This window comes from Polaromonas sp. (assembly GCF_012927415.1).
Taxonomy (GTDB): Bacteria; Pseudomonadota; Gammaproteobacteria; order Burkholderiales; family Burkholderiaceae_C; genus Polaromonas.
Map to the genome: position 1 here is coordinate 1 of NZ_JABBPF010000098.1, position 16,159 is coordinate 16,159.

8 protein-coding genes and 2 pseudogenes are annotated in these 16,159 nt (G+C 62.1%); 5 read left to right on the plus strand and 5 right to left on the minus strand.

Annotated elements, in window-relative coordinates:
* The 5 genes and pseudogenes from HHJ19_RS10035 to HHJ19_RS10055 form a co-directional block, all read right to left on the minus strand.
* On the minus strand, positions 1–388 hold a 388-nt coding region (locus tag HHJ19_RS10035; protein ID WP_296906702.1), incomplete at its 3' end, for a PhzF family phenazine biosynthesis isomerase.
* A 22-nt stretch (positions 389–410) separates the two neighbouring features.
* Positions 411–1,031, minus strand: a pseudogene (locus tag HHJ19_RS10040) (glutathione S-transferase N-terminal domain-containing protein).
* Positions 1,032–1,049: 18 nt separating this feature from the next.
* Complete coding sequence (locus tag HHJ19_RS10045) at positions 1,050–2,267, minus strand: PLP-dependent aminotransferase family protein (RefSeq protein WP_296906705.1); 1,218 nt, start codon at positions 2,265–2,267, stop codon at positions 1,050–1,052.
* Between the two features lie 52 nt (positions 2,268–2,319).
* On the minus strand, positions 2,320–3,252 hold the full coding sequence (locus tag HHJ19_RS10050; protein ID WP_296906709.1) for a DMT family transporter: 933 nt from the start codon (positions 3,250–3,252) through the stop codon (positions 2,320–2,322).
* On the minus strand, positions 3,249–3,860 hold the full coding sequence (locus tag HHJ19_RS10055) for a LysE family translocator (protein ID WP_296906711.1): 612 nt from the start codon (positions 3,858–3,860) through the stop codon (positions 3,249–3,251). Before HHJ19_RS10055 ends, HHJ19_RS10050 begins: the two co-directional genes overlap by 4 nt.
* Before the next feature lie 121 nt (positions 3,861–3,981).
* On the opposite strand from HHJ19_RS10055, the gene HHJ19_RS10060 reads away from it, so the two are divergent.
* The 5 genes and pseudogenes from HHJ19_RS10060 to HHJ19_RS10080 all read left to right on the plus strand — a co-directional run.
* The gene (locus HHJ19_RS10060) at positions 3,982–5,397 is read left to right on the plus strand and encodes a PLP-dependent aminotransferase family protein (RefSeq protein WP_296906714.1); all 1,416 of its coding nucleotides are present in this window, start codon (positions 3,982–3,984) and stop codon (positions 5,395–5,397) included.
* Between the two features lie 569 nt (positions 5,398–5,966).
* Positions 5,967–6,467 (plus strand): hypothetical protein, encoded by a 501-nt coding sequence (locus HHJ19_RS10065; protein ID WP_296906716.1) that lies wholly within the window; start codon positions 5,967–5,969, stop codon positions 6,465–6,467.
* 112 nt (positions 6,468–6,579) lie between these two features.
* Complete coding sequence (locus tag HHJ19_RS10070; protein ID WP_296906719.1) at positions 6,580–9,222, plus strand: hypothetical protein; 2,643 nt, start codon at positions 6,580–6,582, stop codon at positions 9,220–9,222.
* A 124-nt stretch (positions 9,223–9,346) separates the two neighbouring features.
* Positions 9,347–15,460 carry a hypothetical protein gene (locus HHJ19_RS10075; RefSeq protein ID WP_296906721.1) on the plus strand — a complete coding sequence of 2,038 codons (6,114 nt, stop codon included), beginning with the start codon at positions 9,347–9,349 and terminating at the stop codon, positions 15,458–15,460.
* Positions 15,460–16,159, plus strand: a pseudogene (locus HHJ19_RS10080) (hypothetical protein); the annotation flags it as partial. The gene HHJ19_RS10075 and the pseudogene HHJ19_RS10080, both read left to right, overlap by 1 nt.

Genomic DNA, 16,159 nt, shown 5'->3' on the forward strand with positions numbered 1-16,159 from the left:
CGGACCGCTTGAGGGGCGGCGCGGCAAATGCCAGACGCCGCTCACCTCGCTCGCGGCGAATCCTGATCAGACCCAGCTTGCATTCCTGCATGATGAAATCCCGGCTGGCGGGCTGGCCGCCGGCCTGCAGCCAGCTGTGGCAACTGCCCAGCGTGGGGTGGCCGGCAAACGGCAGCTCGCCGCCGGGCGTGAAGATGCGCAGGCGGTAGTCGGCGGCGCTGTCGGTGGGCGGCAGCAGGAAAGTGGTTTCCGACAAGTTCGTCCAGTGGGCAAAGCGTTGCATGTCGTCGTCGCTCAGGCCGGACCCATCCAGCACCACGGCAAGGGGGTTGCCCAAATAAGGTGTTGCGGTGAACACGTCAACTTGTTTGAATGGACGCTGCCTCATGGTGTGATGACTCCAACGAGATTCAGGGCAGGGGCAGGTCCAGCACGCCCCGGGTCGCGGGTCGCGCCAGAATGGTCTGGTACCAGCGCGCCAGATGCGGGCGCGAAGACCGTGGCTGCGGCAAACCAAACCAGCCATGCATTTCGCATGCCAGGGGAATGTCGGCCATGCCAAATTGCGCGCCACCGATAAACCGGTGTTGCGCCAGATGCGCGTTGAGCAGGTCCAGCAGCGGCTCGGTGGCCGCCACGGACCGGGCCATGAGGTCGGGCTGGCGCTGTTCCGCCGTGGTGCGAATCCACTGTATGAAAGCGTCGCGCCCGGCTGGGTTGAAGGTGGTTTGCTGCCAGTCCATCCATTGCTCCGCGGCAAAGCGCGCCTGCAATTCTGCGGGATAAAAATGACCCGGGGAGTGCTTGGCGCTCAGGTAACGCACGATCACGTCGAACTCTCATAAAACCACTTCGCCGTCCTCGATTACCGGCACCTGGGCATTCGGGTTTTTCCGCAGGTAGCCAGCCGCCTTGACCATGCCGAATTGCCCGCCGGCGTCGGTGCGCTGCAGTGTCAGGCCCAGCTCCTGAGCGGCCCAGACGACTTTACGGACATTGAGGGAACTGATGCGTCCCCAGATGTGCAGCATGCTTTGGCCTTCCTCGCTTCAGGCGTTTGCGGCAACGGCGGGCGTGGCTGGCGCTGCGCTGGCAAGCGGCCGGTCAGGCTGCATTTCGCGTATCGCCGCGGCCAGCGCGGCGATGCCGATGTTGATCTGCGCCACGCTGGAGGTTACAAAGGACAGGCGCAGCGTGCGGGCGTCGGCATGGTCCGCATAAAACGCCCAGCCCGGCACAAAAGCGACGTTGCGCTCGACCGCCCGGGGCAGCAGGTCGATGGCGCTCATACCCTCGGGCAGACGCACCCACAAAAACATGCCGCCGGCCGGGGTGTTCCACGTCACGCCTTCGGGCATTTCATGCGTCATGGCTGCCAGCATGGCGTCGCGTTGTGACTTGTACAGAGTGCGTATGGTGGGGACATGCCGGTCAAGGAAACCGTCCTTCATGACCTCGGCCACCAGGCGCTGGTTGAAGCCGGGGCTGTGCAGGTCGGCGGCCTGCTTGGCCTGCAGCAGTTTGGGGAAGAGGGACGCTGGCGCCACCACGAATCCCAGCCGCAACCCGGGCGCCAGCACTTTGGAGAACGAACCCAGGTAAATGCAGCCTTCGGGGTTGCGCGCTGTCAAGGGTAGCGGTGGCGGCGTGTCAAACCACAGCTCGCCATAGGGGTTGTCCTCGACCAGCGGCAGATTCAGCCGGGCGGCCTCCTGGCTGAGCGCGGCGCGGCGCTCCTCCGGCATGGTGCGGCCGGTCGGGTTCTGAAAATTGGGCAGCACGTAAAAGAAACGCGCGCCCGCCGCCTTGGCGGCGAGGTCTGCCAGGTCAACGCCGCCGTCGTCGCTGGCCACGCCGACGATGTCGGGCTCCATCGGCGTGAAGGCCTGCAGCGCGCCCACATAGGTGGGTGTTTCCACCAGCACCCGGCTGCCCTCGTCAATCAGCACCTTGGCGATCAGGTCCAGCCCCTGTTGCGAGCCGGTGGTAATCAAGACCAGGGCCGGGTCCACGGTCCAGGGCAGCATGTCCGCCACCATCTGGCGCAGCGGCGCATAACCTTCGCTGGCGGCATACTGCAGCGCCGCAGGGCCGTCTTCGCGCAACACTTTTTCGCAGGCCGCGCTGAAGGCGCTGACCGGAAAGGTCTTGGGGGAGGGCAGGCCGCCGGCAAAGCTGATGATGCCGGGTTTTTCGGTGAGCTTCAGGATCTCGCGGATCACCGACGGATTCATTTTTTGCGCGCGTCGCGCCTGGGTCCAGTTCATTTCAAGCTCCTGTTTATTGCGGGTCGCCAAGAGCAGCCCGGATCACACAATCTCAACATTCTGAGGCTATCCGCCGCGTAAGAGGGCTATTGACTGACATTTTCTTGCCGATAAACACCGTGGCAATCACGGCCAGACCAAAGCCGACGGTGACCGCGTCCAGGCGTTCGCCCAGCAGCGGCACGGCAAACAGCATCGACAAAAAGGGCTGCACCAGTTGCACCTGGCTGACCCGCACGGTACCACCCAGGGCCAGGCCGCGGTACCAGGCAAAAAAGCCCAGCCACATCGAGAACACCGCCACATAGGCAAAGCCCCACCAGGCCGTGGCTTTGAGGGGTGCAACCGGCCAGCTGACAATTGCCAAGGGCAAGGTCAGCGGCAGAGAAATCACCAGCGCCCAGCAAATCACATGTTCGGCCCGCATAAGCTGCGACAGCCTGGCACCGAAGCCGTAACCCACGGCGGCGCACAACATGGCGGCCAGCAAAAGAAGATCGGCAAAATGAATGGACAGGCCGCCCCCGGCGCTGCCCGAGCGCAGCATGGCAAAGCCCACGACCAGCGCACTGCCCAGCGCGGCGCAAAGCCAAAAGCCCGTGGACGGCCGCTGGCGGTGCAGCAGTGCGCCGACCGCGGCCGTGGCCAACGGCAGCACACCCACGATCACACTGGCGTGTACCGCTTCAACGTAACGCATGGCAACCGAGGTGAACAGCGGAAATCCAAACACCACACCACCCGCCGTGATGGCCAGCGGCCACCATTGTTCGCGATTGGGAAACGGAGCGCGCGTGGCGAGAAGGAACAGCGCCGACAGTCCGGCGGCCACCACGGCCCGGCCCATCGCAATAAAGACGCTGGACATCTGCGGCGCGTCGGAAGTACCCACAGCCAGGCGCGTCATCGCCAGCGTCATCGAAAAAATCACGATGCCCAGCAGGCCGAGCCAGAGGCCCTTGTTGATTTGTTGTTGCGGATTCATATAAAGAGCATCCAGATTGCCGTGACCACCAGCACGGCCGCCATGCCACGGTTAAACCAGATCAACCGCCGCCCCGTGCCCTTCGGACCCGAGAGCCAGTCTCGCAACAGCGAGCCCGCCAGCGCATAGCTCAGGTTGCTGGCAAAGGCAAAGAACAGCATGACCGGCAGCACTACGGCAAAGCGCAGGCCGGGGTCGCCGCGCCCAGCAATCCAGCCGCTGACAATCGCCAGCGCCAGCATCCAGGCCTTGATGTTGACAAATTGCAGCGCCGCACCCTGCCAGAACGTGATTTTCAGCCGGGTCGCGTCGGCTTCGCCGAGCTGGCGCGAGCGCGCAATTTTGCCGGCCAGCCACAGCAAATAAGCCACGCCAACGAGCTTGATGGCCCAGCTCAGCAGCGGCACGGCCAGCACCAGTGCGCCCAGGCCGAAGGTGCAGACGGTGAGCAGCGCACCCCAGCCCACGGGCACGGCGCAGACAAAGGGCAGCGCGCGCTTGAAGCCATGGTTGGCGCCCAGTGCCGTGCTCATGGTGTTGTTGGGACCGGGAGAAAAGGTCATCACCGTGGCCAGGATCAGTAGTGCCGTAAATTCTTGCCAGTTCATGGTGGAAGACTTTATAGTCGAAAGCAGCACACCACCCATACAGTAAAGGGTACAAATTACCAAACTGTATCGCCTATTTTGGCAGTACACATCGCGTGAAAAGCGACCCCGAGGCAACGCCATGCTGATGAAAACCGCTTCGCAGTCTCTGACCGAACAGCTCGGAGCCCGCTTTGCCGAGCGTATTCGAAACCGGTTGCTCGCGCCCGGTGCGCGCCTGCCTTCAGTACGTCTGTGCGCCGAGCAGCAGGGCGTGAGCGTGTCCACAGTCGTAGCAGCCTACGACCAGCTGCAGGCGCAGGGGCTGGTGGTGGCAAGCAGGAATCGCGGATTTTTTGTTCGCGATTCATCATCAAACAGGTCTTTGGCGCCCGTGGACAAAGCGCAATCAGCTATAAAAAACAGCGCAAGTACGCCAGTCGATGCCGCCGCGCTGATTCGCGGCATGTTTCAGCCGGTCAGCAGCAAGCCGCAACCCGGCATGGGCGTGTTTCCCACCGACTGGCTGGACGCCAGCTTCATGCCGGCAGCGGTCCGAAAGGTTACCGGCGCCAGCGCGCTAAGGGAGTTTTCCCTGCGGTACGGCGAACCGCTGGGTGATGCGGGCCTGCGTCGCGCGCTCTCGCAAAGGCTGGGCGCGCTCAATGTGCACGCCGTACCGGGTCAAATCATCACCACCGTCGGCGCCACCCACGCGCTGGACATCATCAGCCGAACCCTGCTGCGCGCGGGTGACTGCGTGATGGTGGAGGAGCCGGGATGGTCCGTGGAATTTGCCCGCCTAGATGCACTGGGTATGCGCATTTTGCCGGTGCCGCGCCGTGCCGACGGGCCTGATCTGGACGTCATGGCGCAGTACTGCACCCTTCAACAGCCCAAGCTGTTCGTCAGCGTCAGCGTGTTTCACAACCCGACCGGTTACTGCCTCACGCCGGGCAGCGCCCACCGCGTGCTGCAACTGGCCAGCCAGCACAACTTTCACATTGCCGAAGACGATACCTACAGCCACCTGGCGCCCGACCATGCCACACGGCTGTGCGCGCTTGACGGCCTGCAGCGCACGATTTACGTTAGCGGCTTTTCAAAAATTCTGGCGCCGGGCTGGCGCGTCGGCTATTTGGCTGCGCCGCCCGATCTGGTGGAACGCCTGCTCGACACCAAGCTGCTCGCCACGCTGACGACCCCCGCGCTGCTGGAAAAAGCGCTGGCCTGGTGCATCGATCAGGGTCAGCTGCGCCGCCATGCCGAACGAATACGCGGTCGGCTCGACCAGGCCAGGAGCCGCAGCGTCAAACTCGCGCTGGCGCACGGCTGCAGTTTTGCGGCGGAGCCGGCTGGCCTGTTTGGCTGGGTCGAAACAGGCGTGGACACCGACGCCCTGGCGCAGCGCATGCTGGACGAGGGCTACCTGATCGCGCCTGGCGCGCTGTTTCACGCCGTGCGCACGCCCAGCACGCTGATGCGCATCAACTTTGCAACGACCCAAGAAGCGGCATTCTGGAAGGTCTTTGCGCGCTTGCGCGATGCAGTGAACTGATTTTCGGGTCTTCCAACCCAACTTTTGAGTGTTTTTGGCCTCTTGTCCAATGAATACCGGCATAAGTAGCTATTGAATTCATAGCGTATTAAGGCTCCGCCCAGGGCTCTGCATCCAAATTGAGACCTTCGTCTGGCACGGTCTCAGGGCGATCCGCGTGCTACCAGCGCTTAGCGCTCAGCGCCCCGATCCGTAGTCGGCCCGCCTGATGCCACAAACGCCAGAAATCTCACAAAAAGCAAATTTTTTGCTGTTACAGATTCCAATTTTTTTACGATTTGGACTGATTTCCCTTTTTCAGCGCGGAATTGATTGAGAAAAAAGCTTAGTTTTAGTCCACAACCTTGCGTTTCGGCAAAGAAAAAAGTTACGTTATGCGGAATTTATTAACAAAAATAAGACTATCTGGCTGAAAAGCAGCGCTTAAGCAATAAATTTCCCATCATCTCGCGTGAAAGTAACATAGAGTCACAGCTCTAGGAATCTTGAAACATTCGGACGGTGAAAGAAACGTCACGCCAACGTTTGGACTCCGTTAGCCCGGTTTTTCGTAACACGAGGATACATATATGAAACCCCTTCTGAATGTTTGTTGCTTGCTGGCTGGTCTGGTGTTGTCTCAGCTTGCGCTGGCCCAGAGTGCTGCGGTGCGCTCCCAGTTGGTTGCCCAGCGTATTGACAAGGTGGACGGCAAGGAAGTGCTCAACCCGGCTACCGAAGGCAAGCCTGGCGACATTCTTCAATACAGTGGCACCTATCGCAACACGGGCGCCGCAGCTGTCAACAAATTGATGGCGACCGTACCGGTGCCCCTGGGAACCACCTTCATTGCTGACAGTGCCGAGCCCGCACCGGCGCAGGCGTCACTGGATGGCAGCCGTTTCGCGCCAACGCCCCTGATGCGCACCGTCAAGCAGTCTGACGGAAGCGAGCGCAAGGTCGCTGTGCCCTTGAGCCAGTACCGCGCCCTGCGCTGGGAAGTCGGCACGCTTGCCGGCGGCGCCAGCACCGTCGTCAAGCTGCAGGTGCGCATTGATGCACCCGTCGCTGCAGCCGGCACCAAATCCTGAATTCAGCCTGATCGGCCATTCTTGCGCGCGCTGCGCCAGACGGTCCGCCCATGCCTCGTAACCCGTCATCAGTCGATTCCACCTTGTTTTGAAGCCAGGAGAAACCCCCGTTATGTACGCCACCTCCACCAGTCCGACGATTTCGCGGCTGCTCCATCTGTTTACGCACTGGTTGATGGGAATGCTGATTGCTGCGCTGCTGGCCCTGGCTGGCATGGCTGCGCATGCCGCGCCGCCGCCGGCCGGCACCTCCATCAGCAATCAAGCCTCGGCCACCTATACGGACGCTTCGTCGGTTTCAAGAACCGTGAGTTCCAACACGGTGTCTACCACCGTGACACAGGTTGCCAGTCTGACATTGACGGCTAACGGGGCTCAAAATGCGTCGCCCGGCAGCGTGGTGTACTACCCGCATACCCTGACCAATACCGGCAATGGTTCCGACACGTTTAACCTCAGCACCAGCAATGCCGGCGGCTTCACCATGGCCAGCGTGCAAATTTTTGCCGACAACGGCAGTGGTTTGCCTACCGGTCCGGCCATCACGTCTAGTGGTCCGCTGGCAGCCAATGGCATTTTCAGATTCGTGGTGGTGGGTACCCTGCCCGCTGGCGCGACTGCGGCCCAGACCAACACGATTACCGTGACCGCGACGAGTGTTCTCGACAACACCAAAACCGCCACGAATACCGACGTCACTACGGTGTCGGTAAATGCGGTGGTGACGCTGACCAAGGCGGTCAGCTCCAACGGTGGTGCCTCGCCTTCAGGCCCTTATACCTATACTCTGACCTACACCAATACGGGTAACAGTACTGCCACGTCGGTGGCCGTCACCGACGTTCTTCCGGTCGGCATGGTCTATGTGCCGGGCTCTGCCCGATGGAGCGCGACAGGGGCCACAGCACTCAGTGACGCTGGCGCCTCCAGCGGCACCGCACCCAACACCCTGACATCTTCTTTTACCGCAGGTACGAGAACCTTTCTGGCCACCCTGAATCAGGTTACAGCCGGCCAGTCGGGTACCTTGAGCTTTCAGGTCAACGTCGCTAGTGGCACGCCGCCGGGTGTGCTGAACAACACGGCAACCAGCTCCTACAATAACGGTGCAGGCACTGTGAGCGGAACCTCCAATACCGTTCCGTTCACAGTTGCGGCAGCCAATTCCGTTTCCATGACCGGTCAGACGATTGCCAGCGCCGTGCCCGGTCAGACCATCAGTTTCACCAACATAGTGACCAACACCGGCTCTGGCGTCGATACCTTCAACATCACCATCACCGCGAACAGTTTCCCTGCCGGAACCTCCGGCCAGTTGTTCAAGTCCGACGGCGTGACGCCGTTGGTGGACACTAATGGCGATGGCGTCATCGACACCGGACCGCTGGCTCCAGGCGCTTCGTACAACGTGATTCTGAAGGGAACCCTGCCGCCAAACGCCAGCGGCGGCCCGTTCACCGTCACCAAAACGGCAACCTCGGTGGCCGATCCGAGTAAAACGGCAACAGCGAATGACACGCTGACTGCGGTGACCGGTGCAAAAGTCGACCTGACCAACAACCTCCCTGCCGCGGCCGGCGTGCCTGGTTTTGGTCCCGGTCCCGAGGCCACCGCCCAGGTGACAAATTCGCTGAATCCCGGGGGCTCGACCACCTTCACCCTGGTCGCCAATAACACCGGCACCTCGGCGGACAGCTATGACCTGGCTGCCAGCAACACCCTGCCATTCCCCGGCGCTCTTCCTGCGGGCTGGACGGTGACGTTCAAGGCTGAAGGCGGGGTGGGTGCCAAGTGCTCGACAACGGGCGCAACCATCACCAACACCGGTTCTATTCCAACCGGCGGCAATTCCACGTTTTGCGCGGTCGTTACGGTGCCGCCGGGCTTCGCTGCCGGAACGCAGGATCTCTATTTCCGCGCGCTGTCGCCGATTTCTGCGCTTTCAGACGTTTTGCATGACGCCGTGACAGTGAACGCCGTTCGTGCCATCACTATCACGCCCAATGGCAGTGGCCAGACCTTTCCTGGCGGCTCGGTGGTCTACAGCCACACGGTGACCAACGCCGGCAACGCGGCCGAGGGCAACGGCACCCTGAGCACGGTAACGCTGGCAACGAGCAACAACCAGCCTGGCTTTACCTCGGTGCTGTATTACGATGCCAATAATAACGGCGTTCTTGATGCCTCTGATCCGGTTATTTCCGGCAGTCTCAGCACATTCCTGCCTCCGGGTGGCCTGGCTCCTGGCGCATCAATCACGGTGTTTGACAAGGTGATTGCAACGTCGGGCGCGGCGCCCGGGGCCGTCAACGTGACCACCATCACGGGGACCACTACCAACGGCTCCTACGTCACGACCGCACCGGTGCCCGCCGTGGCGACCGACACCACCACGGTCGTTGCCGGCAACCTGACGCTGACCAAGGCGCCGGCGCTGGATACGGGCTGCACAGGCCCCACCGCCGGGACAGCCTACAGCGCTTCGACGCCGCTGAGCGCCAAGCCCGGCCAGTGCATTCTGTACCAGATCACCGTCACCAACGCGGGCACAAGCAATGCCACCAGCGTGGTGGTGTCTGACGCTACACCGACTTACACGACGATGAGCCCGGCTGCGACCAGTGCGGCGGCGACTACGGCGGGCAGCGTCACCGGCCCCACCGCAGGCAATGCAGGCACCATCAGCGCCTCGGTGGGCACTCTGGCGGCCGGTCAGTCCGCGCTGGTGACCTTCGGCGTGAAGATCAACCCGTAAAAAAGTTACCGGGCTCTTTGCGGAGGAGGCTTCAGGCCTCCTCCCGCTTTTCAAAGCTTGCCGTTCTTGCTGCGCTCTTTGAAAAGCGGCGTGCCGCCAACGACCTCAATCCTAATGGCCACCCATGTTGTTTCGCCTGTTGCGCAAACTGCTTTCCATGTGTCTGTTGCTGCTCTGCTGGGTGGCGGCAGCAGCAGCTGCGCCGTCGGCCGCGGGAACGCAGATCACCAACATGGCCGAGGGCACTTACACCGATGCGGCGACGGGCTTGCTGGTCAGGCTCACTTCGAACACCGTCAATACCGCTGTCGCGGTGTCGGAAGCGCTAACCCTCACCGCCAGCCAGGGTGTGGCGGTTTCCAGCGCGGCTTCCTTTGTCATCAGCCACACGCTCACCAACACGGGCAATGCGACGACCACTTACCTGCTGACATTCGCGGTTGTAGCGGGCGGCACTTTCACGCCGCTTAACCTGCAACTGGTGCAGGACCTGAATGGCAATGGTCGCGTCGATCCGGGCGAGCCGGTCATTACCACTGGCGCTACCGTCACGCTGGCGGCAGGCGCCAGTGCCAACCTGCTGTTGTGGGGTCAGGTGCCTGCTTCTGCGACGGCCGGACAGACTGCGCAGATAGTCCTCACGGCGACCAGCCAGTTGCAGGGAGCCACCGCCAGCAATACCGACAAACTGACTGTTTCCAGCGGCGCTGCCCTTCAGGTGACGCTGGGCGCTTCCTCACCCAGTACCGGCCCCGGCGCGCAGCTGATCTTTACGGCAGCGGTGGTCAATAGCGGAAATGTGCCGGCCATGCCCGCGGCTCTCACCGTCGACGGTGTGCCGGCCAGCCTTTTCCTGCTGAGCGTTGCGATTCCCGCCCAGACCAGCTTTGTCTCCGCCCAGCCTTCTGCCGACCCTGATTCGCAACTGCTATTTCACTTGCAGGGCGCTGCCAGCACCGCTTACGTCAGCTTGGTTCCGGCTGGTTCGGTCGTTGATGGGGTCGCCTGGGCCATTGCCAGCCTTGCCCCGGGCAGAACTTTGCAGGGCCAGTTCACCGTCGGCGTGAATGGCAATGCGGCCGGCATCGTGTCTGCCATCGCCTATGCGAACTGGACCGACCAGGGGGTGCCAACGCGTACCCCCGGCAATCTTTTGCTGGTGCAGATTTCGCCACGCCTGGTCAGGATTGCATTTTTTACCGGCAGCGATTACGCGACACTGGCGGCGCAAAATGCCCTGGGTCAACCGCTGTTCGTGCAGGTGGACGTCGCGATTTGTGACGCCGATCGCACGCGCATCAACACGGTGCCGGTCACGCTGACCAGCCAGCTGACCGGCGATACCGAAACCTTCACCGCAGTGGAAACCGGACTGGACACGGGCTTGTTCCGCATTCTTCCTGACGTGCCAACCGCCAATGCGGCCGTTCACCTGGTTGCTTCGGGCAACGGCGTACTGGAGGTCCTGCGCAACGATGTCGTCACCGCGCGCATCACGACCTGCAGCGGCGTGACGGTGAACGCCACCACCAGCGTGCTGATAGATCCGTCTGGTGTGGTGTTCGACAGTGGCACCAACCTGCCAGTCGCTGGGGCGACCGTGCAGTTGATTGACGCCAGCGGAGCAGGCCGCGGCCCGGCCGCGGTATTGCAGCGCGACGGCGTCACGCCCGCGCCCAGCCAGGTCGTCACCGGTGCCGACGGCGCATTTTCATTTCCGCTGGTGTCCCCCGGCAACTCTCTGCTGGGTGTCAGCGTGCCCGCGGGATTCAGCTTCCCGTCAGTGTTAGTGCCCGAACGCCAGCCTGTGGACCGCCAGATTGATGTGCGGGGTTCTTATGGAAAAACCTTCACGGTGGGTGGCGCAGTGAACGCTCCGGTGCGCTTTGACGTACCGGTTGACGCTGCGCCCACAGGAACCCTGTTCATCCAGAAAACGGCCAACAAGGCGACGGCCGAGGTCGGTGATTTTGTCAACTACACCATCAAGCTCAACAACCTTGGCACCGTCGCATTGGCCGGCACGGTCGTCAATGATCTGTTGCCTGCCGGCTTTGCCTACGTGCGTGGCACGGCGCGGCTCAATAACGCGCCACTCCCAGAGCCGATCCGCGGCACCGGCTCCAGCCTGCAGTTTGCGCTGGGCAGTGTCCCCGCAAGCGCTGGCCCTAGCGCAGGCGCTCAGCCCACGCTGACTTACCGTGTCAGGGTCGGAGCGGGAAGTCAGGGAGGCAATGGCGTCAATACGGCCCAGGCTGTCAGCGGCGCGTTGCAGTCCAACCGGTCCAGCGTCAAGGTGCAATTGGTGGGCGGAGTTTTCTCCAACAAGGGCTACCTGATTGGCAAGGTCTATGCAAATTGCAGCAAAGAGCGCGAGCGTGAGGCCGCTGAGCCCGGCATTCCCGGTGTCCGGATCTACCTCGAAGACGGCACTTATGCGGTGACCGATGAAGAGGGAAAGTACAGCCTTTATGGCTTGACGCCGCGCACCCATGTTGCCAAGGTGGACAGCACTACCTTGCCAGCCGGCGCTTCGCTGCAGGTGCTGAACAATCGCAATGCCATGGATGGCGGGAGCCGTTTTGTCGACTTCAGCAATGGCGAGCTGCAGAAGGCGGATTTCGCCGTTGCCGAGTGCGACACCGATATTCGTGAGCAGATTGCCGCAAGGCGGGAAGCCCTTTCCAATCCTTCCGAATTGCTACAGGCTGCCGGCAGCCTGCTGGCTTCCACTCCCGTTGTGCCAGTGGATGCGCGTACCTTGCCAGCCAGCGGTCCCATCGGCTTGCCAGGCGCGCTGCGTGGCAACACCGCTATCAATGGCGCGATACCGCTGGCGGGAGCGACCTTGCCGAATGGCAGCGGTACGCCGCTTGGCGCTGTGCGCGACCCGGGAGGATCCTACGCTCCCAACGTCCAGGGTTTGCCCAAACCCATCTTTACACCCGGTGCGGAATGGAGGCGTTCGTTGGATCGGGGGACCAAAACCGGAGGCACCTTGGAAGCCACGGACATGGACGAAAGTGCCGACGAGTCTCAAATGCTCGAGCCACTGGAAAACCTGCTGCCCGACTTGAGTCCAGAGCTCGGATTTATCGGCCTGCACAACGGCCAGACGATGAGCAGTGACCAGACGCGGGTGCGGGTCAAGGGGCCGGTGGGCTCCGAGCTTGAGCTGATGCTGAATGATCAGCCGGTGCCGGCCAGCCAGGTGGGCAAGAAAAGCAGTCTTGAAAAAACCGGCACCCAGGCTTGGGAATACATCGGTGTCAACCTGAAGCCCGGCCGCAACACGCTGAGCGTGAGCGTCCTCGACAGCTTTGGAAACCAGCGCAACACCATGCAAATCTTCGTGCTGGCGCCCGGTAAACTCGCAAAAATAGACATTGAAGTGCCGGAAAAGTCAGTGGCGGACGGCGCGACCGCCCTTTCGATCAGCATTCGCTTGAGCGATGCGCAAGGCCTGCCGGTCGCAGAACGCACGCCGGTGACGCTGAAGTCCAGCCTGGGTCAGTGGCAGACACCAGACCTGGATCCGCGGCGGCCGGGAACCCAGGTGTTCGTGGAGGGCGGCGAGGGAAACTTCCTGCTATTGCCGCCGTCCCAACCCGGCAAGGCCGAGCTTGGCGCAAGCAGCGGCACCATCCACGCCACCGAAAAAATTGAATTCACACCTAACCTGCGGCCGATGATCGCCGCCGGCATCGTGGAGGGAACGCTTAACTTGCGCAATCTCAACGCTTCGGCCTTGCGGCCAACGCAGAGCGGAGATGTTTTTGAGCGCCAGATTCAGAGCACCTCGCGCAGTCTTGCCAGTGGCAAGGGCGAAGTGGCGGCGCGCACTGCGCTGTTTCTCAAGGGCAAGGTACTGGGCTCGACCTTGCTGACTCTCTCTTATGATTCGGATAAACCGGCAGACACGGCCTTGTTCCGCGATATCCAGCCCAATCAGTTCTACCCGGTTTATGGCGACTCGTCGGCGCGGGGCTTTGACGCCCAGTCCACCGGGAAGCTTTATGTCATGCTGCAAAGCGGCAGCAATTACGCACTGCTGGGCGACTACTCCACGCAGAGCGACGACCCCACCCGCCAGCTGACGCAATATTCCCGCGCCCTCAACGGCGTGAAGGGGCGCCTTCAGGAGGGTCAGGTCACGGTGGAGGGCTTTGCCAGCCGTACCTCGGCCACGCAGACGATTCAGGAATTCCGCGCCAACGGCACTTCCGGACCGTTTCTGCTCAATATCAATGGCGTGGTCAACAGCCAGCAGATCGATGTCATTACGCGCAATCGCAACCAGCCTTCAGTCATCGTCAAGGACACGCCGCTGGCGCAGTTCACCGACTACGAAATAGAACCCTACAGCGGCCGACTCCTGCTCAAGGACCCGGTGCCCAGTGTTGACGCCGACCTCAATCCGGTGTTCATACGGGTCAACTATTCGGTCGACTCTGGTGGCCCCAAGCATCTGGTGGCGGGGGCTGACGTCAAGGTGCAGATCTCCCCGGAACTGGTGCTCGGCGCGACCGCAATTCGCGATGCCGACCCGGTCAACAGCTTGAGCCTGGCCGGTGTCAGCGCGACGGCAAAGCTGGGTGACAGCACCAGCGCAACGGTCGAGGTCGCCCGCAGCCGCAGCGACATTCAGGGCGGCGGCGCTGGCCAGCGAGTGGAAATAAAGCACGAAGACGGACCACTGCAGGCGCGGGTCTGGGGTACGCATACCGACGCCGGGTTTTACAACCCCAACAGCCTGCAGTCCGCCGGGCAATCGGAATATGGTGCCAAGGCCGGCTATGTCCTTGACGAGCAAAACAGACTGGTCGCCGAAGCCCTGAAAACGTCCAACAGCGTCAGTGGTGCAAAGCAAACAGGCATGGAACTCAAGCTTGAGCACAGTCTGTCGGGCAACTCACGGCTGGAAGTTGGCGTGCGTTACAGCAATGCCAATGCGTATTCGGTGCTGTCGGCGCCTGCCCTGCCGGGCTTTTCAACGCCCGTCCTGCCCTCTCCGGCAGGGCTGGCCGCAGCCTCAGCCTCAGCCTCAGCCCAAGTGGGTTACACCAGTGCCCGGGTCAAGCTGACAGTGCCGGTGCCCGAGCTGCCGCAGGCCGAAGTCTATGGCCTGGCTGAATACGCCATCGACGGCAGCGGCGGGCGCGAGATTGGCGTGGGCGGCACCTATGCCGTCAATCCGACGACAAAACTCTACCTCCGGCACGACTTCATCAACAGCCTCAACGGCCCCTACACCCTCAACCCGGCGGCGTCCCAGTACAGCACGGTGGCGGGCATCAACACAGAACTGGCAGACAGCACGCAGCTTTTCAACGAGTACCGCATCGGTGACAGCATCAATGGGCGCGGCAGTGAAGCCGCCATTGGTCTGCGCCGGCTTTGGCGGCTGGACAACGGCATTGGCCTGTCGACCAGCGTGCAGCGCATCAAACCGGTTTCCGGCGTCGTGCTGGATGACTCCACGGCAGCGACTATCGGCCTCGAATACACGGCCGCCGCCGACTGGAAGGCTTCTGGTCAGGCGCAGTGGCAGACCTCAAGCACCTCACGCAGCTGGTTGCTCAGCGGCGCGCTGGCCAGCAAGCTTGATGAAAGCTGGACCCTGCTCAATCGCGGCCTCTACAGCGTGCAGATCAATCTGGCACCCGGCGTCGGGGAACGCAAACTGATCACGGCGCAGTCCGGCTTCGCCTACCGGCCGGTTGATGCCGACGTATGGAACGCGCTGGGCCGAATTGAATACAAGCGCGACCTCGACAGCAGCCTGGGCGTGGGGCTCAATCGTGATGAATCATCCTGGATCGTTTCCAGTCATCTCAATGTCCAGCCCAATCGGAGCTGGCTCATGACCGGACGCGTTGCAGCCAAGTGGGCCACTGACCGCACTAACGGGATCGGCAGCCGCGCACTCACGAAACTTTTGGGCGCGCGATCAACCTGGGATATCACCGAGCGCTGGGATGTTGGCTTGCAGGGTTACCGCATGTGGGGCGATGGCGCTGCCGAAACGGCTGTTGGTGTCGAAGTGGGCTATCTCGCATGGAAGAACATGTGGTTGTCAGCCGGCTACAACCTGAAGGGTTTCAGGGCGGCCGATCTGGCCGGGGACGCCTACACCCAGCGTGGTGTGTACCTGCGCATGCGTTTCAAGTTTGATGAAAACGTTTTTGATGCCGGCAACAATACGCCGATCGCCAGCGCCAGCCCCGTCAAACCATGATGTCGCCACTGATTTTGCTGGACGGGCGGCGGGTGATTGGCGTTTTCCATCATCAATATAAAAAGCTGTTGCCAGGCATTTTTGCCTGCTTGCAGTTCCTGGCAATAGGAGCGGCAAGCGCCCAGACTACATTTAACTTTACCGGCACAGTTCAGACTTACACAATTCCTGCTGGTGCCGGCGGAATCCAAATTCAGGCGGCTGGCGCGGGCGGCGGCGGCGGTGGTTCGGACGCATCCGGAAATGGATTCAGCGGTGCGGGTGGCGCAGGTAGCAAAGGCGCTTTGGCCAAGGCAACTTTCTTCGCGGCTCCCGGCACGATCGTCAATGTGTATGTGGGCGGCGGCGGCGGTCTTGGCTACACCTCCAATTTTGGTAAAACCTGCACTAACTCTGCAGGGGCCAGTGGAAATGCGGGCGGTAGCGGAGGCTTTGCCGGTGGCGCCGGCGGCGCCGCAGGGTGTTCAGGTTACTCGGGTGGTGGCGGCGGCGGCGGCGCTGCCAGCGTCGTTGCCAATGCTTCCAATGTGACACTGCTGATTGCTGGCAGCGGCAGTGGCGGGCAGGGCGGATCCTGGATGTCCGCTCCAAATACAACAATCAATTCCAGTGCCCAGGGCTTGCTGTCTGCAGCGTCTGTCGGGGGTACGGGCTTGCCGCCAAACGCCACTGACGGCGGTGCCGGCGGTGGTGGTGGCG

What these genes read in the sequence shown, in the direction of transcription:
- HHJ19_RS10045 (WP_296906705.1), bottom strand. Translation starts at nt 2,267, where the DNA reads ATGAACTGGACCCAGGCGCGACGCGCGCAAAAAATGAATCCGTCGGTG.
- HHJ19_RS10050 (WP_296906709.1), bottom strand. Translation starts at nt 3,252, where the DNA reads ATGAATCCGCAACAACAAATCAACAAGGGCCTCTGGCTCGGCCTGCTG.
- HHJ19_RS10055 (WP_296906711.1), bottom strand. Translation starts at nt 3,860, where the DNA reads ATGAACTGGCAAGAATTTACGGCACTACTGATCCTGGCCACGGTGATG.
- HHJ19_RS10060 (WP_296906714.1), top strand. Translation starts at nt 3,982, where the DNA reads ATGCTGATGAAAACCGCTTCGCAGTCTCTGACCGAACAGCTCGGAGCC.
- HHJ19_RS10065 (WP_296906716.1), top strand. Translation starts at nt 5,967, where the DNA reads ATGAAACCCCTTCTGAATGTTTGTTGCTTGCTGGCTGGTCTGGTGTTG.
- HHJ19_RS10070 (WP_296906719.1), top strand. Translation starts at nt 6,580, where the DNA reads ATGTACGCCACCTCCACCAGTCCGACGATTTCGCGGCTGCTCCATCTG.
- HHJ19_RS10075 (WP_296906721.1), top strand. Translation starts at nt 9,347, where the DNA reads ATGTTGTTTCGCCTGTTGCGCAAACTGCTTTCCATGTGTCTGTTGCTG.